Annotated in this window: 21 protein-coding genes and 1 tRNA gene; 12 read left to right on the forward strand and 10 right to left on the reverse strand. The window is 62.9% G+C overall.

Going from position 1 to position 23569, the window contains the following annotated elements; translation table 11 throughout:
* The 5 genes from otsB to P6U30_RS02715 all read left to right on the forward strand — a co-directional run bounded on the left by otsB (position 1) and on the right by P6U30_RS02715 (position 5201).
* Positions 1–816 carry a trehalose-phosphatase gene (gene otsB, locus P6U30_RS02695; RefSeq protein WP_407168010.1) on the forward strand — a complete coding sequence of 272 codons (816 nt, stop codon included), beginning with the start codon at positions 1–3 and terminating at the stop codon, positions 814–816.
* 299 nt (positions 817–1115) lie between these two features.
* Complete coding sequence (locus P6U30_RS02700; RefSeq protein WP_407168011.1) at positions 1116–2567, forward strand: trehalose-6-phosphate synthase; 1452 nt, start codon at positions 1116–1118, stop codon at positions 2565–2567.
* 630 nt (positions 2568–3197) lie between these two features.
* Positions 3198–3287 (forward strand) — tRNA-Ser (locus P6U30_RS02705).
* Between the two features lie 322 nt (positions 3288–3609).
* Entirely contained in the window at positions 3610–4164 is a 555-nt protein-coding gene (locus tag P6U30_RS02710) for a hypothetical protein (protein WP_407168012.1), read from the forward strand.
* A 146-nt stretch (positions 4165–4310) separates the two neighbouring features.
* On the forward strand, positions 4311–5201 hold the full coding sequence (locus P6U30_RS02715) for an alpha/beta fold hydrolase (protein WP_407168013.1): 891 nt from the start codon (positions 4311–4313) through the stop codon (positions 5199–5201).
* A gap of 50 nt (positions 5202–5251) precedes the next feature.
* On the opposite strand, the gene P6U30_RS02720 is transcribed toward P6U30_RS02715, so the two are convergent.
* From P6U30_RS02720 to P6U30_RS02765, 10 genes are all read right to left on the reverse strand, one after another.
* Positions 5252–5809: a winged helix-turn-helix transcriptional regulator gene (locus P6U30_RS02720; RefSeq protein ID WP_407168014.1), complete on the reverse strand. Its 558-nt coding sequence runs from the start codon at positions 5807–5809 to the stop codon at positions 5252–5254.
* 168 nt (positions 5810–5977) lie between these two features.
* Positions 5978–6286: a YciI family protein gene (locus P6U30_RS02725; RefSeq protein ID WP_407168015.1), complete on the reverse strand. Its 309-nt coding sequence runs from the start codon at positions 6284–6286 to the stop codon at positions 5978–5980.
* Positions 6287–6299: 13 nt separating this feature from the next.
* Complete coding sequence (locus P6U30_RS02730) at positions 6300–6734, reverse strand: hypothetical protein (protein ID WP_407168016.1); 435 nt, start codon at positions 6732–6734, stop codon at positions 6300–6302.
* Between the two features lie 48 nt (positions 6735–6782).
* A complete protein-coding gene (locus tag P6U30_RS02735) occupies positions 6783–7070 on the reverse strand; it encodes a GFA family protein (protein ID WP_407168017.1) in 288 nt (95 codons plus the stop codon).
* 364 nt (positions 7071–7434) lie between these two features.
* Positions 7435–8268 (reverse strand): MFS transporter, encoded by an 834-nt coding sequence (locus tag P6U30_RS02740; RefSeq protein WP_407168018.1) that lies wholly within the window; start codon positions 8266–8268, stop codon positions 7435–7437.
* Between the two features lie 127 nt (positions 8269–8395).
* Positions 8396–9403 (reverse strand): phosphate acetyltransferase, encoded by a 1008-nt coding sequence (pta, locus tag P6U30_RS02745; RefSeq protein WP_407168019.1) that lies wholly within the window; start codon positions 9401–9403, stop codon positions 8396–8398.
* A gap of 14 nt (positions 9404–9417) precedes the next feature.
* Entirely contained in the window at positions 9418–11193 is a 1776-nt protein-coding gene (xsc, locus tag P6U30_RS02750) for a sulfoacetaldehyde acetyltransferase (protein WP_407168020.1), read from the reverse strand.
* 54 nt (positions 11194–11247) lie between these two features.
* Positions 11248–12642 carry an NAD(P)/FAD-dependent oxidoreductase gene (locus P6U30_RS02755; protein ID WP_407168021.1) on the reverse strand — a complete coding sequence of 465 codons (1395 nt, stop codon included), beginning with the start codon at positions 12640–12642 and terminating at the stop codon, positions 11248–11250.
* Positions 12639–13058, reverse strand: coding sequence for a nuclear transport factor 2 family protein (locus tag P6U30_RS02760; RefSeq protein ID WP_407168022.1), 420 nt, complete (start codon positions 13056–13058; stop codon positions 12639–12641). The genes P6U30_RS02755 and P6U30_RS02760 overlap by 4 nt, the downstream gene beginning before the upstream one ends.
* Before the next feature lie 339 nt (positions 13059–13397).
* Positions 13398–14915 (reverse strand): PLP-dependent aminotransferase family protein, encoded by a 1518-nt coding sequence (locus P6U30_RS02765; protein ID WP_407170665.1) that lies wholly within the window; start codon positions 14913–14915, stop codon positions 13398–13400.
* Between the two features lie 266 nt (positions 14916–15181).
* Here P6U30_RS02765 and P6U30_RS02770 point away from each other — a divergent pair, with 266 nt between their 5' ends.
* From P6U30_RS02770 to P6U30_RS02800, 7 genes are all read left to right on the forward strand, one after another.
* The gene (locus tag P6U30_RS02770) at positions 15182–16777 is read left to right on the forward strand and encodes an amidohydrolase (protein WP_407170666.1); all 1596 of its coding nucleotides are present in this window, start codon (positions 15182–15184) and stop codon (positions 16775–16777) included.
* Positions 16774–17724 (forward strand): CobW family GTP-binding protein, encoded by a 951-nt coding sequence (locus P6U30_RS02775; RefSeq protein WP_407168023.1) that lies wholly within the window; start codon positions 16774–16776, stop codon positions 17722–17724. The genes P6U30_RS02770 and P6U30_RS02775 overlap by 4 nt, the downstream gene beginning before the upstream one ends.
* 85 nt (positions 17725–17809) lie before the next feature.
* Positions 17810–19402, forward strand: coding sequence for an ABC transporter substrate-binding protein (locus tag P6U30_RS02780; protein WP_407168024.1), 1593 nt, complete (start codon positions 17810–17812; stop codon positions 19400–19402).
* Between the two features lie 27 nt (positions 19403–19429).
* Positions 19430–20410, forward strand: coding sequence for an ABC transporter permease (locus P6U30_RS02785; protein WP_407168025.1), 981 nt, complete (start codon positions 19430–19432; stop codon positions 20408–20410).
* Positions 20407–21318, forward strand: coding sequence for an ABC transporter permease (locus tag P6U30_RS02790; RefSeq protein WP_407168026.1), 912 nt, complete (start codon positions 20407–20409; stop codon positions 21316–21318). Before P6U30_RS02785 ends, P6U30_RS02790 begins: the two co-directional genes overlap by 4 nt.
* Positions 21318–22316, forward strand: coding sequence for an ABC transporter ATP-binding protein (locus P6U30_RS02795; protein WP_407168027.1), 999 nt, complete (start codon positions 21318–21320; stop codon positions 22314–22316). Before P6U30_RS02790 ends, P6U30_RS02795 begins: the two co-directional genes overlap by 1 nt.
* Positions 22313–23377, forward strand: a complete 1065-nt coding sequence (locus tag P6U30_RS02800; protein ID WP_407168028.1) for an ABC transporter ATP-binding protein — start codon at positions 22313–22315, stop codon at positions 23375–23377. The genes P6U30_RS02795 and P6U30_RS02800 overlap by 4 nt, the downstream gene beginning before the upstream one ends.
* Positions 23378–23569: the final 192 nt, after the last annotated feature.

Here is a 23569-nt window from a genome sequence, read left to right on the forward strand (position 1 = left end):
ATGAAGCATGACGTAGCCGAAATGCCCTTGGATGATGACATCGCCCCTGGTAGTGCAGCGCCGGGCAGTTCGCCGGCGCCGGCGTCGTTGATTCCGCCGCTGACCGAGACCGCCGTGCTGCTCGATGTTGACGGCACCCTGCTCGATTTCGCACCGACGCCGCGCGAGGTGTGGGTGCCGCCGGATCTGGCGGAGACCATGAGGGGCCTGCACAAGCGCACCGGCGGCGCGCTGGCGCTGGTCAGCGGCCGTTCGCTCAACGACATCGATCTGATCTTCGCGCCGGATCTGTTTCCCGCGATCGGCGGCCACGGTGCCGAGATGCGATTGCAGCCCGACAGCGACGAAGCGGTCGCCGCGCATTCCCCGCCGCTGGACAAGGAGTTGAAGCGCCGCCTTGCCGCGATCGCCAAGCTCAGCCCCGGAATTCTGCTCGAGGACAAGGGTTACTCGCTGGCGCTGCACTATAGGCTCGCGCCGCATGCGGAGAAGGCGATCTACGAAGCTGTATCGCTGATCCGCGCCGATCTGCCGGATGCACCGATCGAGGTGCTGCCGGGCAAGAGCGTGTGCGAGATCAAGATGGCAGGCTTCACCAAGGCGAGCGGCGTGCTCGAACTGATGACCCACGAGCCGTTCAAGGGACGGCGCCCGTTCTTCATCGGCGACGACGTCACCGACGAGAGCGTGTTCGAGATCATGCCCGACTATCACGGCCTGGCCTTCTCCGTAGGCCGTCGCGCGGCCGGCGTCGACGGGTATTTCGGCACACCGACCGACGTGCGCGAATTCCTCGCGCAATTGCTCAACCGGTGACGAAAGGCATGTGAGCCTGTCCTAAAGCGCGATGATCCTTGTTTGCGCATGATCTCCGTGCCAGCGCGGCGCGCTTGTCGCGAGGGAAGACCGTTCCGCACTTTCCGATCGCCGCCTCCGAATCGAATGCGGTGCTTTTGCGTCGCGAGCCATGCCTCGCGCGCATTTTTCTTTTCGCGAGTTCCCGCGAGTTCCGTGCGTCTTCGCCAGAATTTGGTTTCATTTGGGAGATTCCTTGATGAGGAACCATCTTGATGAATGGTTGTTAATACGCGAGTTGACCAATAGGAGGGGACCTGGTGAACCTCGTCGTCGTTTCGAACCGCTTGGCGCGCGGAAAACCTAATGAACCCATGACGGGGGGGCTGGCAGCGGCATTATTGCCGGTGGTGGAAAAGACAGGGGCGATATGGGTTGGTTCCAGCGGCCGGGTCCGCGACGGGAGCCTGAAGGAACCATTTGCAGAGGTTGAAGCGCTCGGCGCCGGTGCGCTGGCGATGCTCGACCTGCCGGCCGCGCACTACGGCGGCTACTACGAAGGCTTCGCCAATTCTGCGCTGTGGCCGGCCCTGCATTCGCGCGCCGATCTGATTCGCGCGTCGCGAGACGATTACACGAGCTATCGCGAAGTGAACGCCTTCATGGCGCGCGCGCTGCTGCGATTCCGCAAGCCCGATTCCGTGTTCTGGATCCAGGACTATCATTTCCTCGCGCTCGGTGCGGAATTGCGCGCGCTCGGCGTTGCACAGCCGATCGGCTTCTTCCTGCATACGCCGTGGCCCACGCGCGCCGTGATCTCCGGCGTACCGAACCATCGCGAGCTGATCGAGGCGATGCTCGCTTATGACCTGATCGGCTTCCAGACCGAAGAGGATTGCGAGAACTTCCTCGCCTATGTGCAGGACGATCTCGATCTCGCGGTTCGGGATGGCGTGGTCACGTCGTCGTCCGGCCGCGCGCGCGCTGCGGTGTTCCCGATCGGCATCGATCCCGAGAGGTTCATGCAGCAGGCGGCCAAGGCGATGACGCATCCCGACGTGACGCGGCTGCGGCGCAGCCTCAACGGCGAGAAGCTCGCGATCGGCGTCGACCGGCTCGACTACTCCAAGGGCCTTGGCAATCGCATCAAGGCGTTCGACAAGATGTGGACGCTCTATCCGCACCTCAAGCGCTCGGTGTCGTTGCTGCAGATCGCAACCCCCTCGCGCGGCGCGATCGAAGCCTATGGCAATTTGCAGAGTGAGATCGCCAAGCTCGTCACCGACGTCAACGGCACCCATGGCGAGGTGGACTGGACGCCGATCCGCTATCTCAACAAGGGATTTGGTCAGGGCGTGCTGGCGGGACTCTATCGCACCGCGCAGGTCGGCGTGGTGACACCGCTGCAGGACGGCATGAATCTCGTCGCCAAGGAATATGTCGCGGCTCAAAGCCCGGCCGATCCTGGCGTGCTGGTGCTGTCGAAATTCGCCGGTGCCGCCAACGAGCTCGACGCCGCGCTCCTGGTCAATCCGCATGACATCGATGGCATGGCGCGCACGATCGCCTCGGCGCTGACGATGCCGCTGACCGAGCGGCGGACGCGTTGGGAAGCGATGATGACGAAGCTCAACACGCACACCATCCAGCAATGGTTCGCCGACTTCATTGACGCGTTGCAGGCCACGCACGACACGGGCGACACCGTGCTGCCCGAGCCGCCAACCGTTTGGCCGCGCCGCGCATCGGATGTCGCGGCGCGGTATCACTGAGCGGCCGCCGTCGTCGCTGGACGGGCAGGCCGCAATCACACTCGCTCACTCCGACGGAATGGAGCCTCCGTCGTTCCCGCGCAACAGCCGGGCTGTTGCAGCCCATTGGCGCGGACCGCGCGTCGCGAGGCATGCGTGTCGCGGCGCGTGGTCATCGTAATCCGGATAGCCGCGTTGTTACCGTCCTCGCCGGTGTGATGGCGGCCAGCCTGATACACAGGTCAAACAGCCGATCTTGCGCCGTCGCCACCCGCCAAGGCGGGTGACCCAGTATTCCAGAGATGCCCGTGCTTGAGCCGAGAGGCCGCAGCGTACTGGATGCCCGCATGCGCGGGCATGACCTAACTCGGTGATTGACGTCAGCACGCATTGGCAAATGGTTTCCGCTCCGCCTGCGGGCGGACCGCGTTGGCAGGCTTGGAGCGATGGGATTACCCGTGAGTCGCGCGCCTCAGCGGTGATCCACGCCGCTCTCCCCCAATCGCGGCCAAAACCTCGCCCATGGCGCCAGCTAAGGCACGACCCCAAGACGGAATTATCCAGCAATCCCAGTAACTTGAGGAAATCTCGCAACCGCGGCCCCACACTCCCTTGCAAAATCCGCCTCGTCCCTTCAAGAGAGGGCCTCCCGGAGAGATGGCCGAGTGGCTTAAGGCGCACGCTTGGAAAGCGTGTGTGCGGGAAACCGTACCGTGGGTTCGAATCCCACTCTCTCCGCCATATCATTGATTCTAATATCAGTTCTCGATTTTTGCCCTCCGGATCCACGGCGATCCGATGCGCGTCACAAAACGCGATATCGGGCGAGCAAACAGACCCTCTGAGAGGGAGCTGACAAACTCTCGCTCCTTCGGAGATCAACGATAAGCTCCGCCTTCTGACGGCCCGAAGCATCAGCCGGCCAATCGTCGCGAATGGCGCCTGACGCGCACGAAGCTGCCAAGGCTTTGCCGTAGCATCTCAACAGGCCTGCCAACCTGCGCAGCGTTCGTGAGCTCTCCTCGAATCCATCTTCGCCAGGCCGATACCTGAAACCTGATCCGTGCGGGAACGTTTTGTTGCAATGACCTCTCGAAGCGCCTTCCTTGATGCACTCGCATGCTCGCGGCGGTCATCCGAACTGGACCACGTCGATGACCTCTTCGGCTTTCTGATCGGAAGCTGGGACATCGACGCGACGATCCACGGCGCTGATGGGCAAGTGCGCCGCACGCGGGGTGAGGTCCACGCATCATGGGTGCTGGAAGGACGCGCCATCCAGGACCTCTTCATATTTCCTCGACCGGCCGACCGGACATCGGGCGGGTCAGCACCAGGAGACCGATACGCCACGACGATACGAACCTACGATCGCGAACGCGCCGCCTGGCGCGTCCTATTCATCAATCCGGCGGCGGTCGAGACAAATGCAGAGCTCACCGCGCGTCGAAATGGACAGGCCATCGCGATGGAAGGACATCTCGCGGATCGCACTCCGATTCGGTGGCGCTACGAAGACGTGACTGAGAAATCGTTCCACTACTCGGCTCACCGGCTCAGTGGTGATGGCCGAACCTGGCAAATGTACTTGGAGATCTTCGGAAGGCGTGTCGGTTAGCGCGAGAGAAAGCAGCGCGGCTGGGCGGGGAAGCGTAGTGGAGGAAAGTGATGACGCCATTGCAGGCATGTGGCGACGACCCTCGACCGCACGTGGGACGCCAAAACCTCAGTCGCCGTAACCTTTTCAAGGCTGGCGCTGTCGCGGTGGCCGGGCCGGCGATCGCCGCCGAGGCAATCGCTGCGCCACAGTCTGCCACTCCATCCGATCTGCCGTCGAAATCGATCAGGGCCGGAGCGTTCAATCAGAACGTCGTGGACGTCGGCTCCGGCCCCGCGGTGCTGATGCTTCACGGCTTTCCCAATGACTCGACCGATTGGCGTCATCAGATTCCCGAGTTGGTCAAGGCGGGCTACCGAGTGATCGCGCCTGACCTTCTCGGCCTCGGGCGATCCGACAAACCACTCGCGCCGGAGAATTACACCACCGCCAAAGATGCCGAACGGGCGCTGGCCCTGCTGGCGTCGCTGGGCATCGAACGAGCGCGGATCGTGGGGCACGATCGCGGCGGCGGAGCTGCCTGGTACATCACGGCGCATCATCCCGATCGCGTCGAGCAGCTCGTCGCGCTCACCGTCGGCCACCCGAACGGCGGGCGAAATCCGACAATCGAGCAGATGGAAAAGAGCTGGTACATGCTTCTGTTCCAGTTTCCCGAAGCCGAGGAGATGCTGAAGAAGGACAACTGGCGTCTATTCCGCAACTGGATGCGAAATCATCCCGACACTGACAGATGGATCGCGGGTTTGGCGCCCGACGGTGCGCTGACTGCGGGCCTTGGATGGTATCGCGCGAACCGCCGGCCCGGCGCGCCACCTGCGCCGCCCCTGCCTGACGTCACCGTTCCGGCTCTGGGGCTTTGGACCGTGGAGGATCACTATCTTCTGCCCGACTACATGCTGGAGACGTATCGTTATATGCGAGCCCCTTGGCGGACCGAGCGCATCGATGGCGCGTCGCATTTCATGATGCTCGATCAACCGCAACGCGTCACGAAGCTTATCCTGGAGTTTTTCGGGGAAGCCAACACCAAATAAGAGAGGGGAACATCACGATGGCTGTCCCGGACCTGAGAGGATGTGTGCGATCAGCGCCTTGCGGTCGCAAGCTCAAACAGGCTCGGCAACCTGCGGAGTGTTTGTGAGCTCCCCTCGATCTTGGCCGCTCCGCTTGCGACGGCCTCGTCGAGTGGCAGATGTCGTCCCAAGATCTGGAGCAGAACGTCGAACTGCGCCTCGATTGCGGCGATGCCCGAACTTTGGCCTTTGGAAACGCGGGTTCCTTCGGAGCCGCCCTCGATGATGAATCCGGCGCTTCCACCCGGATACGGAATACGCAAGCCGATCCGGCATTGCGGCACAGCCGTGCGGCGCGCGATGGCTTCGAGGGCGAGCAACACCCAGTCGGGCTCGAAGGCTTCGCCCTTGCGCATGGGAAAGAGAAAGCGCCCGCCCCAGCGGATCAACTCGCGAATCGCGGGCTGGATCGCGCGGCCGGTTTCGGTGAGCTCATAGACCTGGGCGTTGAAAGGGGCCGGCAGGACCGCACGCTGCACAACACCCGCCTCGATCAAGGCGTTGAGCCGGTCCGTCAATAGCGCTGGACTGACGTCGCCGAGCCGCTCGCGAAGATCGCCGAAGCGCATCGGCGCGAGCAACAGCTCACGGATGATCAGCAGCGTCCAGCGCTCACCGACGATCTCGGCTGCGCGCGCTAGCGCACAAAACTGATTGTAGCGGGTTCCGCTCATTCAGATGACATGACCGCTCCATTCGGACGGGTCAACCGGCTGATCGCGGCGTTCCACTGGTCTTCAGTGCATTTCGATCGCTTCGGCGACTTCGATCGTGCCGATCTCGAGGAAGGGACAGGCTCGCGCGATTTCGAGTGCCGCGTCCATGTCGTCGGCGAGCACGATGGAAAATCCGGTCAGATGGTTCGGCCCGCGTTCTGACAGGCCGTCCATGGTTACGAGCTTTCCCTGCCCCAGCGGCGTGCCAGGGTTGGCCATGCGGTGGCCTAGCCCATCGACCCAGGCCTTCCATTTGGCCATATGCGCGGCCCGCGCTTCCGCGGTCGCCGCTTGCTTGCCGCCGAGATAGGCGATGACATATTTCGGCATCTCGCTCTTCCTCTCACCTTCGGTGGGCAAGCGCCATCAGCGGCCCGACGATTGCGAACTGCAGCACTGTAAATCCTGTCTCCAGCAGCATGTAGGTCGGGACAGAGCTCATCAAGTTCTTCGCGGCGACGGCGAGTGTCGTGAAGGACCACGACAACGCCGCAAGCGCGAATCCGTACGAAAGCCCGGGTTTGAAGATGGCGCTACCGCGCCCGGGAAGCAGCCGCGGGTAGGCCCAGGAGAAAATGACGCCCTGAATGACCATCGAGGCGAAGCCGAACGGAATGATGGGATCAGGGCGATAGATGTCCAGCGCGTCGTAGGCCGGCGCGAACAACACCAAGTGCCAGACATAGGCAATCGGGAATGTCGGCACGAGATAGGCTGCAACGCCCAGCCAGAAGTTGCTCCTGGACACGACACCGCCGCCGGCTTCAGTTATCGCCATCATCTCCTCCTTCGATTAGAGCGCGTTCAGACCTTTCCGGACCTCGCTCTAGTTGCCGAGTGGTGCCTCGGCAAAGGCGGGCAGATGCGAAGGCACGACATCCCAGGCCGGGGCACGGGCGGCCCACACCGCAAGTTGAGGCGTGTACAACGAGGTGTCGTCGAGCGCGGATGCGCGCAGGAAGATGAAATGCGGCATGCCGGCGGTCAGCGAATAAATGCCCGAGCCGCAGGTCGGGCAGAACGCGCGGACGATGTCGTTGCCGCTGTCGGCCTTGGACGTAAATTCTCGCGCACCCGGCGTGATCCGGATCGCGCCGTCGGCAAATCCCATCATCGCGGCGTGACCGGCTCCGCTGGTTCGCCGGCAATCCGTGCAGTAACACGCCACCTGAAACCGTGGCTCGCAGTCCCCTTCGAACCGAATCGCCCCGCACAGGCACCCGCCCGTGACGCGCATGGCGCTTCTCCGTCGATTACTATAAATACGATAGTATCAACTTCATATTATGAAGTAAAGCGCATTTGCGATGGGCTGACGGTTTCTCGTCGTCATGGACCGAGCCCGGCGTAACCTGGAGCAGATCCGGAACAGTGTGCAGCGGCTTTCCCTCGCGGCAAGTGCAGAACGTGTTTGCGCGGAGATCTGCTCAAGCAAGGAGCTAAAGCGCGATGACGATTCTGCTCAATCCGATCGCGCTCTAGCCGCGAGGCTTGGCTCGCCGGTGCAATTGCCGCAGCGACAGCGCGTGCAGCAGGACGGAGCTTGGCACCACGAAAGCAGGGGTCAGCACATCCGGGTAGACGCCGGCGCCGATGCTCGGCACATCCGGAACGATGAGCTGGAAGGGACCGGGCGAGGTGATCGCGCCCATGGCAATCGCGACCGCGAAATCAGCGAGGCCGAAGATATTCCAGGTGATCGCAGCTCTGCGGCCTCGAGCCGTACCGGTCGCTACCGCGATGGCAACCGGTAGGGCGAACAGACCGGTCAGGATGTCGCCGGTGCCCGCCGGCCACGCGAGCAAGCCGGGCAGGGCTCCGCGCAGTCCGGCAACGAGCGCCCAGCTCCCGAAGACCCGGTAGAGCTGAACGGCGACGAGCCACGTCGCCGGCATGGCATCGAGCACCTGTCCCATACGCTTCGACAACAAGAGCAGCGGGACGCCGATGACCATCGGCAGCCAAACCGCCAACAGAAATATTGGCGGTGTGGCGCCCGCGCGGAGGGCGCCATTGATCGCGCCACTCCAGGCGACGGCGAACCAGAGAGTGTAGGGGATCATGACCGTCAGCCAGGTCGTGCGACGCTGGTCCGGCGTCAGCTCGGTGCCTTCGAGGCCAAGCCACAGGCCGACCGCGATAAGCCCGTGCGCTGCCAACTGGTGCACCGTGGTCGGAACACCGCTGGTCTGGATGATCGGCTGCCAGTAGATCGATGCGATCCACAGTGCCGTCGCCGGCGCAAGCCACAGCAGACTGCGCCATTCCTGGGGTGTGGAGCCGGTGTCGGCGTGAACGACCGAGACTGTCATGTTGTCGTCTCCTCGTGCATTGGCGAGCGCGGCCTCTACGAGCCGCTACGTGCAACCGACGATACAGCAGCTTCAGCGGGCGACTATTCGTGCTAATGTTGATGGGGTATGAAGCGGAACTTCACAGTCAGGCACGGGCTGCCCGGCTGGCCTGGACGACCGTCACGGCAATCATGTGATAGACGTCGTCAACGCTGCAACCTCGCGAGAGATCGTTCGCCGGCATGGCAAGGCCCTGCAGAATCGGCCCGATAGCGGTCGCACCGCCGATGCGTTCGGCGATCTTGTAGCCGATATTGGCGGCATCAAGGTTGGGGAAGACGAACACGTTGGCTTCCCCGTTCAGCACCGACCCAGGGGCCTTGGAAGCGCAGACCGCTTCCACGAATGCTGCATCGAATTGCAGTTCTCCATCGATGACAAGCTCCGGATTGGCCTCGCGAGCAAGCCGTGTCGCTTCGGCAACCCTGGCGACACGCTCGTGGGCTGCGCTGCCGCTTGTCGAGAAAGAAAGCATCGCCACCCTGGCCGGCGCTCCCGCGAGCATCTCATAGGATCGTGCAGACATGCATGCGATGTTGGCCATGGTGGCGGCATCGGGCTCGACGACGAGACCACAGTCGGAGAAGACGACAGCTCCCTTCTTCAAATGATGCGGTTGGCACAGCAGCATCAGGAAGAAGCTCGAGACGAGTTGCGAGCCGGGCGCCTTGCCGATCGTCTGCAATGCGACCCGCACGGTTTCAGCCGTCGTTGCGACCGCGCCGCCCACAGTGCCATCGGCTTCGCCCTCTCGCACCATCATAGCCGCGAAGACCAGTGGCCTACGAAGCGCCTCGCATGCGGTTGCGGCATCGACGCCTTTGGCCCTGCGTATGTCGTGAAACGCGGCAGCGAGCCGCGCGGCCAAGGGCGAGGTCATGGGGTCCTCGACGCGAATGGAATTCGGAATCGCGCCGACCATCTTGAGTTTCTCGCCGACAACCTGACGATTGCCGACCAGGATGCTCTCCGCCAAGCCATCACGCTTGGCACGCACCGCTGCCTCGACGATCCGGATGTCTTCTCCCTCCGGCAACACGATCCGCCGGGGCGCTTGCCGGGCGGCCTCAATGATGCGGTTCAGCGGCTTCATCGAGCCTTCCGCCGTTAGGCTGGTTGCTGCGGGCACATATCGGCGCGGCTGATGCCGGCGACCACGACGGGCTTCTTCATGGCGTCGCGACGGAATGGTTCGCCGAGCTCCTGGTTCAGGATCACCTCGATGAAGGTCGTGATCCCCTTTGACTGCTGCTCGACGGCGGCGCGCAGCGCTGCGGTCAATTCAGCCTGGGCGCTAACGGCCACTCCCCTCAATCCGCAGCCTTCGGCGACCTTGGCGTAGCTGAGGTTGGGGTTAAGCTCGGTACCGACAAAATTGTTGTCGTACCACAGCGTGGTGTTGCGCTTTTCCGCGCCCCATTGGTAATTTCGGAAGATCACCATGGTGATCGCGGGCCATCCGTCGCGGCCGATCGACCCCATCTCGTTCATCGAGATGCCGAATGCGCCGTCGCCTGCAAAACCCACCACCGGGACATCCGGGCACCCAATCTTGGCGCCGACGATGGATGGGAAGCCGTAGCCGCACGGACCGAACATGCCCGGTGCGAGATATTTTCGGCCATGCTCGAAAGTCGGATAGGCATTTCCGATGGCGCAGTTGTTACCGATATCGGTGGAGATGATTGCGTTCTTGGGCAATGCCGCCTGGATCGCTCGCCAGGCCTGGCGCGGCGACATGCGATCGGGCTCGCGTCGGCGGACGCCCGCGTTCCACTCGGTCCCGGGATCGTCGTCTTCGTGATCCATCGAGGAAAGCTGCTGCAGCCAAGCCGACCGGGTTTGATGGACGAGCGCGGCACGATCGTCGCGCCCCTTGTCTCCCGCCGATGCCGACAACCGTTCGAGGATTTGACGAGCCACCTGCTTGGCGTCGCCACAGATGCCTACGCTCACTTTCTTGGTCAGTCCGATCCGGTCGGGATTGATATCGACCTGGATGATGCTGGCGCTTCTGGGCCAATAGTCGATGCCATAGCCCGGCAGCGTCGAGAACGGATTGAGGCGTGTGCCGAGCGCGAGTACCACATCGGCTCTGGCGATCAGCTCCATCGCGGCCTTGGACCCGTTGTAGCCCAGCGGCCCCACGGCGAGCCGATGGCTTCCGGGGAAAGCGTCATTGTGCTGGTAGCCGCAGCACACCGGCGCATCGAGGCGTTCGGCCAGCGCGATTGATTCCGGAATGGCTCCGCCGATGACAACGCCGCCGCCGTTGAGGATGACGGGGAAAGTGGCTTTGGAGAGCAGCCTCGCCGCCTCGGCGATCGCATTGGACCCGCCCGCCGGCCGCTCGAGTCGAACAATGCTGGGCAATTCGACGTCGATGACGTGGGTCCAGTAGTCGCGCGGCACATTGATTTGCGCCGGTGCACAGCGGCGCCAGGCCTTTTCGATCACGCGGTTAAGTACTTCCGGAATTCGGGTCGGATCGCGCACCTCCTCCTGATAGCAGACCATTTCCTCGAACATCGCCATCTGATCGACTTCCTGAAAGCCGCCTTGGCCGATCGTCTTATTGGCCGCTTGTGGAGTGACGACGAGCATCGGGGTGTGATTCCAGAACGCGGTCTTGACCGCGGTGATAAAGCCCGTCACGCCCGGCCCATTCTGGGCAATGGCCATCGCCATCCTGCCGGTAGCACGGCTGTAGCCGTCGCACATCAATCCGGCGTTGGTTTCATGAGCACAGTCCCAGAAGGTAATGCCTGCGGTGGGAAAGAGATCAGAGACCGGCATCATCGCTGAGCCGATAATGCCGAACGCATGCTCGATACCATGCATCTGAAGCACTTTGACGAAGGCTTCTTCCGTTGTCATTTTCATCGCAGGTCCTCCCTCAACTGACACTTTCTGGTTGGCAGCAACCGTGCGCGGCCGTTAGGCCACTTCGTCGCGCAGGTGATACCAATGATAGAGCATGCGCTGGCCGAGACGACGGAACGGCGCCAGCGGATGGCCCGGCAGCGGCGACGTAAATATCGGCAGGTCGTCGCCTTTGAAATTGCGACGCGCGATCATCTGCGCCATGCGTCGGCCGGCCTGCGTCGAGTACGATACGCCGTTGCCGCCGTAACCGAGCGCGTAGACGAGATCGGCTTTCGGCTCGGGTCGAAAGATGCGCGGCATCATGTCGTGACTGACATCGACCCAGCCCCACCACGAGTAATCGATCTCGATTCCCTCGAGCGGTGGAAACTTGCGATGCAGGCCGTCGATCAGTAGCTGGAGATGGCGTTCGTGAGCCGCGTCGGCACCGGTGATTGCGCTCCGGCTGCCGATCTGCACCCTGTTGTCGGGAAGCCTTCGGTAGTAGAAGCGCAAGGTGCGGGTGTCGGTGATGACCTGCGTGGTGCGAAAGCCGGTCGCGTCAAGCTCGGCCGCCGTCAGTGGGCGGGTGACGATCGAATTCGAAAGGATCGGCATGCAGCGCCCGCGGAGGTGCGGCGTCAGGCCGGGCGCCGTATACGCGCCGGTGGCGATGCCGACCGCCCGCGCACGCACCGTGCCGCCGGGCGTGCGGAGCCGAAAAATGCCGTTGCGGCTCTCGATTTGCTCGACCGGGCTCGCGGTGTGGATGCGCACGCCGAGCGCGCGGGCCATGCGCTGATAGCCAAACGCAAGCTTCGCCGGGTGAACACCGATGCCGAGCGGTTCATGCACCGCGCCGACCGCTTCCGCTTCATCGACGAAATCGCGCCGCAGCTCGTCTCGAGAGATAATCCTGCTGGCATAGCCAAAGACGTTGTTCAACACATTCGATTCGGCGGCGATCTTTTTGAGATGGCGTTGCCGGTGCGCGATATAGAGATGGCCACCACGCTGTGGCTCGCAGTCGATGGCACCGCTGCGGATGAGTTCATCGAAGGTTTCAAAGCCGTCCTGCACCTCGGCATGCAGCCGCAGCGCCACGTCGCGGCCGTAGCGCGCGATCCATTCCGAGCGGCTGAGACGGCCGGCGGCATTCTGTGCCTGGCCACCGTTGCGGGTGCTGCAACCCCAAGCCACCTGATTGGCCTCAAGCACCAATGCCTTGATGCCAAATTCGCGCGCAAGAAAGATCGCGCAGGCGAGCCCTGTATAGCCGGAGCCGACGATCGCAACATCGGCATCGACATCGCGCGTGATCGGACCATCGGCCGGAGGTGGGTCGCCCGCGGTCGCCAGCCAATATGTCGGCGCGTAAGCGCGGTCCCGTCCCGGCCCGTCGGACACCAGCGGGTCGTAGCGCGGGTCATACTCGGCCGCCGGCGAAAATGTCGATTGAACGTTCATGAACGGACCGGGTCCTTCGGTTGAACGGCAGTCTGCAGCGGTCTTTCCTTGCGAAAGGCGCTCTTGACGCAGATCTTGTCGCCGGAAAACTGGAACAGATCGCAACCCTGGGCTTCGATGCGGCTGCCGTCCTTGGTGGTCGCGCGGAAAATCCATTCCGACAAAGCGCGATTGCCGAACACGGCATGGCGTGTGCACTGCCAGCTCGCATCTGGCATGTCCGCAAACGTCCGCTCGAACGCAGCACGAACGTCCATCGCGCCCGTGATCCGCCGGCCGCACATCTCCGGCCCAGCGGCGGCATCGAAGATGACGTCATCGGTCATGCAAGCCATTACGCCGCCGCTGTCGTGACGGTTAAAGGCCGCGAACAATTGTTGAAGAAGCGCCTGCCGGAACGCATGAAGGTCGGACAATAAAGGGCTCCGATTGGTCTAGCGTGCATGGCGGGGCAGCCCAGCACGGTGGCGCGGGTCCCAGCCTCACCACAACCATGGCACGGGACACGCGCAGCACCTTAGAACCAGACGCCATCATGTCTGTGGCCAGTCGTAGCTCTCCTTGTTGTTCGGGACTGAATACGTGACCGCAACCAGACCTTCCTCCAGTGGCCCGGGCACGCTGATGCGGCCCATTCGACGACATCGGTTTTTGCGAATGGCGTCGGCTCTGCTATCTGCCGGGCATGCGTCGCAAGCCCCGCCGCGATGGTCGTCGGCGGTGCCGCCAAGGGCAGCGAAGTTATCTGAGCCAGATCATCCCGTCTGGGTGATGACCTTGCCAAGCCGCTCGACGCCAGCTTCGATCCGCTCGGTGCGGATCGACGAGAAGCCGAGCCTGAAGCAGTGACGGGCGGAGCCTTCATCGATCGAGAACACATCACCCGGCTCGATCACCACGCCCTGAGCACGGGCGAGCTCAGCGAGCTTCACCGTGTCGGTTCCAGGCCGACACGATACCCAATAATGGGTGCTGCCTGCGCCCCGCGACCAAGTGCAATGCGGCAGATGCTGCGGCAGCAGCCGGTCAAGGATGCGTGCCCGCTCAAGCAGCACGGACCCTACCCGCGCAAGATGCGAACGATAGTGGCCGAGCCCGATGAACAGCGCGGCGACACGCTGGTTGTTGAGCGGTGGATGCCGCAGCATCAACCGACGCAGCGCACGCAATTCGCGGATGACCGGGGCCGGGGCCACCACATAACCGAGCCGCAGGCCCGGTGCCAGCGCCTTGGAGAGCGAGCCGACGTAGAGCACGCTGCTGCCGCGATCGAGGCTCATCAATGGGGGTAGTTCGCCCTCTTCCGGCATTAGCTCCCCGTCGTAATCGTCCTCTATCAGAATGATACCGTGCGACTGCGCCGCCTGCAGAAGCGCATGCCGCCGCGCGAGGGGCATCACCACAGCCGTCGGGCATTGATGACTTGCGGTAACGTGCACCAGCGAGCAATTTTCGAACTCGTCGCCGAGCACCAGGCCGCCGCTGTCGACCCGCAGCGGCACCACATTCGGCGTCAGCAGGCCAAAGATGTTGCGCGCATCGGGATAGCCGGGCTCCTCCACTCCGATTCGCGTGGTCGGAGTGATGAACAGCTTCGCGATGAGATAGAGCGCGTGCTGGGCCCCGATCGTGATCATGATCTCATCGGAGCGCGCGCGGATGCCGCGGCGTGGCAACACTTGAAGCTGAAGTTGCTCGATGAGGGCCGGATCATCGCCGTCGATCAGATCCCGCGCCCAGTTGTTGATTTCCGGTACGCTGAGCGCGGCACGCGCACTCTCCCGCCAGTCGTTGGTTGGAAACAGCCCGGGATCGAACTGCCCGAAGATGAATGGGTACGGATGGGCCTGCCAGTCGAGCGGCTTGACGATGTTGCGGTACGTCGAGGGCCGGTGCGCAAACCGGCTGGTCCAACGACCGTCGTCGCGGGTCGCTCCGCCCGGCTCGCGGGCGGCCGCACCGATGTGCTTGGGCAGACCGGCAACGAAATAGCCGGTGCGTTCGCGCGCGATCAGGAAGTTCTGATCGATGAGCTGCTCGTATGCGATGACAATGGTATTGCGAGAGACCTTGAGCACGGCGGCAAGATCGCGGCTTGAAGGCATGCGGGCGCCCAGCGGCAGCCGGCCGTTTTCGATGGCCGAGACGATGATCTGTCGGATCTGCAACTGCAAGAACGACCCCTCGCGGTCGAGGTCGCGGAACAGTGATCCCCAGAATAGCGCGTCGGTCCCACCGCCTGGTGTCAGGCGACCATCGGCATCCGATTGCATTGGGTCAGCAATTCTTCCCATCGATCCAAAGAGTTCTACTCTTCCAAAGTATTCCCCATCGGACGTTGCGCTGCGGGGGCCTGTCAAGAAAAAATCGTGAAGGGCCGGGCTTCCCCCGCGTCTCTGGCCCCATGCGCACCCCGCATCTGGCGCTGGTCCAATCCTGTCCCGCGCTGCAGGCTCGACCGCAAAGAAATTTGGGAGCGGTGAGCGTGAGCCAGGACAGCAAAGACACAGTCGTCTTTTCGACCCGTTGCATCGTGACAATGAACCCATCCCGGCCGGCGGCGACCCACGTCGCTGTACGCGAAGGCCGCATCGTGGCAGTCGGCACCAGTGAGGAGCTGAACTCCATCCAGGGCACGCGTGACGATCGGTTCCAGGACAAGGTGCTGCTGCCCGGCTTCGTCGAAGGCCACAGCCACATCATGGAAGGCGTCGTGTGGTCGCAACCTTACGTCGGCGCCGGCGATCGCCGTTCGCCGGAAGGCCGCCTGGTGCCTGGTGTTCGCGACATCGATGCGATCATTGCACGGCTGAGGGAGGCCGAGGCCGCGATGACCGACCCGAACGCGACGCTGTTCGCGTGGGGGTTCGATCCCCTGCATATCGGCGGGCGGATGCTTACCCGGCAGCAGCTTGACCAAGTGTCAACGACGCGCCCGATCATGGTCATCCACGCGAGCTTCCATATCATCAATGTCAATACGTTGGTGCTGGAGCGTGCAGAGCTTTTGGCCGCGACCGACATTTCCGGCGTGGTCGCGGGCCGCGACGGGCTCGCGAGCGGCGAATTGCAAGGTATCGCCGCACGCTTCAAGGTATTTCGGGTGTTCGGCAATCCGCTGTCCGGCAACATCACGTCAGCCGACGTCGAACGCTATGCGGCGTCGGCCTGCGTCCAGGGCGTCACCACAATCACCGACCTGCACAACGACCTGAGCGATCAGACGGTCGAGCTTTATCGCGCGGCCACGGCCCGCGACAGTTTCGGTCTTCGGCTGGTTCCGGCGCTGTCGTCCGCTTCACATGCGCCGGACCGGGGCATCGCCAAGATTACGGCGCTGCGTCAGGGCAACAACGAAAAGCTGCATTATGGCATCGTCAAGCTCGTCGTCGACGGCTCGATACAGGGCTTCACGGCCCGGCTCCGATGGCCTGGCTATCACAACGGTGCGCCCAACGGCCTATGGTACATCGCTCCCGAAGAGTTGCCGCGACTCGTAGACGCCTACCACCGAGCCGGCATCCAGCTTCACATCCACACCAACGGCGACGAGGCGACCGCCCTGGCGCTCGACGCGATCGAGGCGGCTCAGACGGCCATGCCGCGTCCAGACCATCGCCACACCCTGCAGCACTGCCAGATGGCCGACGCGGCACAGTTCCGGCGGATGAAGGCACTCGGTGTCTGCGTCAACCTGTTTGCCAACCACGTCTATTATTGGGGCGACTCCCACTACGAGCTGACGATGGGACCCGAGCGCGCGGGTCGACTGGACGCCACCGGCACGGCGCACCGTCTCGGAGTGCCTTACGCGATCCACTCGGATGCCCCGGTCACGCCACTTGCGCCGCTGTTCACCGCGTGGTGCGCCGTCAACCGCACCTCGTCCGGTGGGCGCCAACTCGGACGCGAGACCGAAGCGCTCAGCGTCGAACAAGCGCTCGCCGCCGTAACCATCGGGGCCGCCTACACCCTGAAGCTCGATCATCTCGTCGGCAGTATCGAGACCGGAAAGCTGGCCGATTTCGCTGTGCTCGACGACAATCCGCTCACGGTCAGCCCAGAAAAATTGAAAGACGTGCCGGTCTGGGGAACGGTGGTCGGGGGCCGCGTTCACCGAGCGCCGCGAGCATGACGGCCTCGGCGATCATACCGGTCACCGTGATTGGCGGCTTCCTCGGCGCCGGCAAGACCACGTTCCTCAACCATCTGCTCGCGACAAGCACTACGCGTACGGCCGTTCTGATCAACGATTTCGGCGAGATCAACGTCGACGCAGCCCTGATCGCTGATCACGACGGCACCACCATGACGCTGACCAACGGGTGCATCTGTTGCAGCGCCGGCGATGGCTTTCTCGACACGCTCGGGCGACTTATCGACAACGCAACCACATTCGATCACATCGTGGTCGAGGCGAGCGGGGTCGGCGATCCTTGGCGCATCGCCGAGATCGCGCTGGTGGAACGGGCATTGCGGCTGGATCGCGTCATCGTGCTCGCGGATGCTTCGCGCGTCGCGGAGCTTTCGATCGATGTTCGCGTCGGTGACACCGTCCGCAATCAGTTCGCCCGTGCCGACGTCATTCTTCTCAACAAGAGCGACCTCGTCGACGCCGAAGGCCTCGAGACCGCACGGCGCGCAATCAGCGCGATCCGGCCCGGCGTTCCCGTGCTTGCGACCTCGCGCGACGCGCTGCCGCTGCTCACCTCGATATCGATGCCGTCAGGTTGTCACGGTTTCCGCGCCGATGCGATCGAGCGCGACGTCACGGCTCATGAGTCGGAATTCCGGCGCTGGGCCTATCGCCGCGATGGCGCCTTCGATCGCGTCCGCCTGGCGGATGCAATCGCATCTTTGCCGCCGCAGCTTCTCCGTTTGAAGGGATCATGTCGACTTGTTGGCGAGCGTGCTCCCGCGGTGTTCCAGATGATCGGGAAGTCATGGTCGCTATCCGCGACAAGCACCTCGTTGGCGGAGGAGGGAGACATCATTCTGATCGGCGTCGGCACGCGCGATCTGCCGCCGACAGAAGAATTAGACATCATACTTGATGGCGCGCTTGCCCGGGCTCGAGGGTGAGCCTGGACGCTGATTTCGTTCGACAACGGCGGCAAAGAAACGCCGGATTACACCAAGTCACCATTCCAGGTATGGAGGTTTTCTTATGCGGCTTAATCGGGCAATTCTCCTCACAGCCATCGGCATCCTTGCCACGTATGCAACGCCGCAACGATCGCTTGCGCAGTCTCCCGGCGGGACCGTGGTCATCGCCACCACGCAGGTGCCTCGGCATTTCAATGGCGCCGTACAGTCCGGCGTCGCGACCGCGGTACCAGGCGCGCAGATTTTTGCTAGTCCGTTGCGCTACGACGATAACTGGAATCCGCAGCCATATCTCGCCCAATCCTGGGAGACGTCCCAGGATGGCCTGTCCGTGACATTGCATCTGGTCAGGAACGCGGTGTTTCACGACGGTCACCCCGTCACTTCCGAAGATGTCGCGTTCTCGATCATGGCGATCAAGGCCAATCATCCCTTCCAGAACATGTTGGCAGTGGTCGACAAGGTCGAGACGCCTGATCCGTATACCGCGGTGATTCGCCTGTCGCATCCGCACCCGGCGCTTCTTCTCGCCATGTCGCCGGCGCTCATGCCCATTTTGCCCAAGCACATCTACGGCGACGGCCAGGACTTGAAGACGCATCCCGCCAACCTGAAACCGATCGGTTCGGGGCCGTTCAAGCTGACGGAGTACAAGCAGGGTGAATACATCACGCTTGAGAAATTCCATCGGTTCTTTATTCCAGACCGGCCGAAACTCGACAAGATCGTGTTGCGCATCATGTCGGATCCGAACGCTGCGCTGGTGTCGGCGGAACGTGGCGAGACCAATATCCTTCCATTTGTCACTGGTATTCGCGATATCGAGCGCCTGCAGAGGGCGTCAAATCTCGTTGTCACCAACAAGGGCTACACGGGCATCGGTGCCTTGAATTGGCTCGCCTTCAACACCAAGAAGAAGCCCCTCGACGACGTCAGGGTGCGTCAGGCCATCGCTTATGCCGCCAACCGCGATTTCATCGTCAACAAGCTGATGGGCGGCAAGGCGCAGCCCGCGACAGGACCGGTCGCGCCCGGTTCGTTGCTCGAGGAAAAGAACGTCGAGACCTACAAATTCGATCTCGCCAAGGCGCAGTCATTGCTTGACGCGGCGGGCTATCCCAAGCGGGCGGACGGTTCGCGCTTGTCTTTGACGATCGACTATATCCCAGGTGCGGATGAGCAGCAGCGCAACATCGCCGAGTACCTGCGTTCGCAGCTGAAGCGCGCCGGCATCAACCTGGAGGTCCGCGCCGCTCCCGACTTCCCGACCTGGGCGCAGCGCATCTCGAATCATGATTTCGACCTGACCATGGACACGGTCTTCAATTGGGGCGATCCGGTGATCGGAGTCGATCGCACCTATCTCTCTTCGAACATTCGTAAGGGCGTCATCTGGTCGAACACACAACAATACAGCAACCCCAAGGTCGACGAACTCCTGGCTGCCGCAGCGAAAGAAACTTCGCCGGAGAGACGAAAGGAACTCTATTCCGAGTTCCAGAAGATCGTTGTCTCGGAGGTGCCGATCTATTTCATCGACGTGGTGCCGTACTACTCCGCGTTCAGCAAGGGGCTGGAGCATCTTCCAAACACGATCTGGGGCGTAATGTCGCCGCTCGACGAATTGTCCTGGGCGTCACCGCCGAAGACTTGATCCACCCGGTCGAGGCAGGTCCGTACCATGACCCTCACTGTGCATCTATTTCAGCGGCTAGCCAACGCTGTCGCATTGCTGCTGGCGGTGATCGTCCTGAACTTCTGCCTAATCCATCTTGCGCCAGGTGATCCGGTGCAGGTGATCGCAGGGGAGATGGGTGGCGCCTCCGCGGAGGTGGTGGCGGCGCTGCGGGCGAAATACGGCCTGGACCACAGCCTCCTCGAGCAGCTTGTCACTTATCTCGGCAAAATTGCGACGGGGGATTTCGGCTACTCGTATTATTTCAACGAGCCGGTCCTCAGCCTGATTCAGCAGCGGATACCGGCGACCCTGCTGCTTGCATTCGCGGCCCTCGTCCTCGCCGTCCTGATCGGGACCACGCTCGGCATCATCAGCGCGCGGCGGCCAAACGGCTTGGTCAGCCATGCCGTCACCTTGCTATCGCTCGCCGGCTACTCTGCCCCGATCTTCTGGACCGGGTTGATGCTGTTGCTGTTGTTCGGATCGATTTGGCCCATCCTTCCAGTGTCCGGGATGACCGATGTCGTCAATCCGAAAACCGGTCTCGCCTATCTGGTGGATGTACTACAGCACCTCGTGCTGCCGTCGCTGACGCTCGCCCTGGTTTTTATGGCGCAGTATAGCCGTCTCGCCCGCGTCAACATGATTGACGTGCTGTCGGCAGACTACATTCGGACTGCACGGGCCAAGGGTCTCTCCGAAACGGTCGTGGTGTTCAAGCACGCTCTGCGAAACGCGCTGATTCCCATTGTCACCATCATCGGACTGCAGTTCGGCAACCTGTTTGCTGGCGCCGTTGTCGTCGAAACGGTGTTTAGCTGGCCAGGCATGGGCCGCCTGGTGTTCGATTCCATCCTCCGGCGCGACTATCCGACACTGATGGCAGTGCTATTCTTTTCCGCGTTGATGGTGATGGTCTCGAACATCGTGACCGACCTGGTCTATCGCCTGATCGATCCTCGTATCCGTGTGGGGACAAAATGACCACGCTCGAGACCGGATCATCCCTGATCGCGGCACCGGCCCCCGCAATTCTGCCGTCGCGCCCTGCCGCCTCGCCCGCCAGGGTGGCGCTGCAGCAATTCTCGAAGAGCCCGTCCGGCGTCGTGGGCGCCTTGCTGCTGATTGCTCTGGTGCTCTGCACCATCCTTGGTCCCTTGCTCTATCCGGTCGATCCGCTGGATATCGCTGGCGCGCCGTTCACGCCTCCGTCGGCTGACGCATGGCTCGGGACGGACTACCTTGGCCGCGATGTGTTGGCCGGACTGATCTACGGCGGCCGCGCCACGTTGACAGTCGGCACCGTCGCGGCGTTGATCACCATCATGATCGGGGTCAGCGTAGGCTCGCTGAGCGGCTATTTCGGTGGCGTCATCGACACCACGCTCGTCAAGATCACCGAGTTTTTCCAAATCCTGCCGCCACTGCTGTTTGCCATGGTGCTGGTCACCCTGTTCGGCCAGAAGCTGACCACGATTACGGTCGCGATCGGTGCGGTGAGCTGGACCACGGCGGCACGATTGACCCGCGCTGAGTTCATGCGGCTCCGCAACCTCGATTTCATCAAGGCGTCGCGTGCGGCAGGAGCCGGCAATGTTCATCTTATCCTTCGCGTCATCCTGCCCAACGCGTTGCCGCCGATTATCATCTCCGCGACGCTCGCGATCGGTGTCGCTATCCTGTTTGAAGGCGGTCTCAGTTTTCTTGGCCTCGGCGATCCCAACACCATGAGTTGGGGGCTCATGCTCGGCCAGAATCGCAACTACGTGCTCGACGCCTGGTGGACTGTGACCTTCCCCGGCGCTGCAATCTTCCTGGCTGTCCTGGCAGTCAGCCTTGTCGGCGACGGTGTCAACGATGCGATCAACCCGCGGCTGCGGCGGAGGACCTGATGATTCCGGTATTGGATATCGACCACCTCGGCGTGGCGATCGAGAGCGGCACGGGCAGCTCGGTTCCGGTGCTTGAGGACCTGTCGTTCAAGGTCAATCAAGGCCGGACCATGGCGCTGGTCGGCGAGTCCGGTTGTGGCAAGAGCATGACCGCGCTCGCGATCATGGGGCTATTGCCTCCAGGTTTCGTGGTCACCGGAGGCCGCATCCTGCTCGCCGGCGAGGACGTCTTGGCTGCATCGCCCAAGCGGCTGCGAGCGCTACGCGGCAACGCGATGTCGATGATCTTCCAAGAACCGATGACCGCGCTCAACCCACTCTACACGGTCGGCGACCAGATCGCCGAGGTGTTACGAGCCCACCGTGGACTTGGCCGTGCGGATGCCACCGAGCTGGCCATCGAATTCCTGCGGGCAGTGCAGATTCCCGCGGCGGAGCAACGCGTCAATGCCTATCCACACCAACTGTCCGGCGGCATGCGACAGCGCGTCATGATCGCGATGGCGCTTGCCGGCAAGCCGAAGCTCCTGATTGCTGACGAGCCGACCACGGCGCTGGACGTGACAGTGCAAGCGCAGATCTTTGACCTCCTGGCGCGACTGCAGCAGGAGACCGAGACCGCGATCGTGCTCATCACCCACGACCTCGGCGCGGTTGCCGAGCTTGCCGACGATGTGGCCGTGCTCTACGCGGGACGCTGCATCGAGGCGGGCCCGGCGAAGCGCGTCATCGCACAGCCGCGTCATCCCTATACTCGCGGTCTGCTCGCCTGTGTGCCGCATCTGTCGCTTGGCCACGCGCGGTCAGGCGCCTGGGTCGAGCTTGCCGAGATTCCCGGCATGGTTCCGCCGTTAGGTGCTCGTGGAGAAGACTGCGCCTTCCTCGCACGTTGCACCAACGCCGGTGATATATGCCGCGCACGACGGCAACCGCCGCTCGACCAAGTCGAAACGGGACATGTCGTGTCGTGCTGGCGCCAGGCAGAGATTGCAGCATGAACATGATGACGACGGCCAAGGCTACCGAAATGGCCTACGAAGCCGGGTCTCCGTTGCTCGACGTGAGCGAGCTCGTCGTGCATTTCCCGGCCGGACGCAAGCGCATGTTTGCACGACCATCCCTCGTGCACGCGGTCGACGGCGTCAGCTTCCGGGTTCGTCGCGGCACGACCTTCGGAATCGTGGGGGAGAGCGGCTCCGGAAAATCGACCACCGCGCAGGCGGTGATGCGGTTGGTTCCAGCGACGTCGGGAAAGATCGTATTTGATGGCGAGAACATCATGCAACTCGCGGGTGAGCCGCTGCGACAGTTACGACGCCATCTGCAGATCGTATTCCAGGATCCCTTTTCGGCACTCGATCCACGGCGGCGCGCTGGCGATCAGGTGCGCGAGCCGCTCGATCTTTTGCAGATCGGGAGCAGGAGCGAGCGTGACGAGCGGGTGCGGGCTCTGCTCGCCGAGGTGGGATTGCCGCCGCAGGCCGCCGACCTCTTCCCGCATCAGTTCTCCGGCGGTCAACGTCAGCGCTTGTGCATCGCGCGTGCGCTCGCGCCCGAACCCGACATGATCGTCTGCGACGAGGCCGTCTCCGCCCTCGACGTCGCAATCCAGGCACAGATTCTCAATCTCTTGAAGAAGCTGCAGCGTGAGCGTGGTCTGACCTACATCTTCATCTCGCACGACCTCGGTGTCATCCAGCAGTTCTGCGACGAGATCGCGGTCATGTACCTCGGCAAGATCGTCGAGCTGGCTCCGGCATCGGCGCTGTTCAGCGAGCCACGCCATCCCTACGCTTGGTCGTTGATTGCAGCCGCCGCACCGGCCGGCCCGCTCCGCGACGCGCTAAAGCAACGCTACCTGGTCAAGGGCGATCCGCCGAGCCCGGTCGACCCGCCGCCCGGTTGCCGCTTTGCGCAACGCTGTCCGTTCGCTGTTGAGCGTTGCCGGCAGGCACTGCCGCAGCTCGAAGCGATCGGCTCTGGTCACAGTGTCGCCTGCCATCGCGCCGGTCAGATCGAGGCGCCGGATTTCGGCTCCGCGGCGATTGGTCCGGGATAACGCGGGGCCGCTAGCACGGCGCCAGCGGGCGTCCGCATACAGTTGGGACGATCAAGCAAGGATTTGCGCCGAAAGAACGCCATCCTGTCAGGGAACGTCCAGCGCCTGGCTGTTCCCATCGCTTTAGCAACTGCCGATGGCGGTAACGGGCGAGAATCCGCGGGCGCCGACGGCACATCCGGAGCAGCCCGG

Source organism: Bradyrhizobium sp. ORS 111 (assembly GCF_045571485.1).
Taxonomy (GTDB): domain Bacteria; phylum Pseudomonadota; class Alphaproteobacteria; order Rhizobiales; family Xanthobacteraceae; genus Bradyrhizobium.

Bases quoted from the DNA above. Each gene is read 5' to 3' on its own strand.
- otsB (WP_407168010.1), top strand. From the start codon at position 1: ATGAAGCATGACGTAGCCGAAATGCCCTTGGATGATGACATCGCCCCT.
- P6U30_RS02720 (WP_407168014.1), bottom strand. From the start codon at position 5,809: ATGCGCTTCGGCGATCTTCGCGAGCGGCTCGGCGACGTCAGTCCAGCG.
- P6U30_RS02725 (WP_407168015.1), bottom strand. From the start codon at position 6,286: ATGCCGAAATATGTCATCGCCTATCTCGGCGGCAAGCAAGCGGCGACC.
- P6U30_RS02730 (WP_407168016.1), bottom strand. From the start codon at position 6,734: ATGGCGATAACTGAAGCCGGCGGCGGTGTCGTGTCCAGGAGCAACTTC.
- P6U30_RS02735 (WP_407168017.1), bottom strand. From the start codon at position 7,070: ATGATGGGATTTGCCGACGGCGCGATCCGGATCACGCCGGGTGCGCGA.
- P6U30_RS02740 (WP_407168018.1), bottom strand. From the start codon at position 8,268: ATGACAGTCTCGGTCGTTCACGCCGACACCGGCTCCACACCCCAGGAA.
- pta (WP_407168019.1), bottom strand. From the start codon at position 9,403: ATGAAGCCGCTGAACCGCATCATTGAGGCCGCCCGGCAAGCGCCCCGG.
- xsc (WP_407168020.1), bottom strand. From the start codon at position 11,193: ATGAAAATGACAACGGAAGAAGCCTTCGTCAAAGTGCTTCAGATGCAT.
- P6U30_RS02755 (WP_407168021.1), bottom strand. From the start codon at position 12,642: ATGAACGTTCAATCGACATTTTCGCCGGCGGCCGAGTATGACCCGCGC.
- P6U30_RS02765 (WP_407170665.1), bottom strand. From the start codon at position 14,915: ATGCAATCGGATGCCGATGGTCGCCTGACACCAGGCGGTGGGACCGAC.
- P6U30_RS02770 (WP_407170666.1), top strand. From the start codon at position 15,182: ATGAACCCATCCCGGCCGGCGGCGACCCACGTCGCTGTACGCGAAGGC.
- P6U30_RS02775 (WP_407168023.1), top strand. From the start codon at position 16,774: ATGACGGCCTCGGCGATCATACCGGTCACCGTGATTGGCGGCTTCCTC.
- P6U30_RS02780 (WP_407168024.1), top strand. From the start codon at position 17,810: ATGCGGCTTAATCGGGCAATTCTCCTCACAGCCATCGGCATCCTTGCC.
- P6U30_RS02785 (WP_407168025.1), top strand. From the start codon at position 19,430: ATGACCCTCACTGTGCATCTATTTCAGCGGCTAGCCAACGCTGTCGCA.
- P6U30_RS02790 (WP_407168026.1), top strand. From the start codon at position 20,407: ATGACCACGCTCGAGACCGGATCATCCCTGATCGCGGCACCGGCCCCC.
- P6U30_RS02795 (WP_407168027.1), top strand. From the start codon at position 21,318: ATGATTCCGGTATTGGATATCGACCACCTCGGCGTGGCGATCGAGAGC.
- P6U30_RS02800 (WP_407168028.1), top strand. From the start codon at position 22,313: ATGAACATGATGACGACGGCCAAGGCTACCGAAATGGCCTACGAAGCC.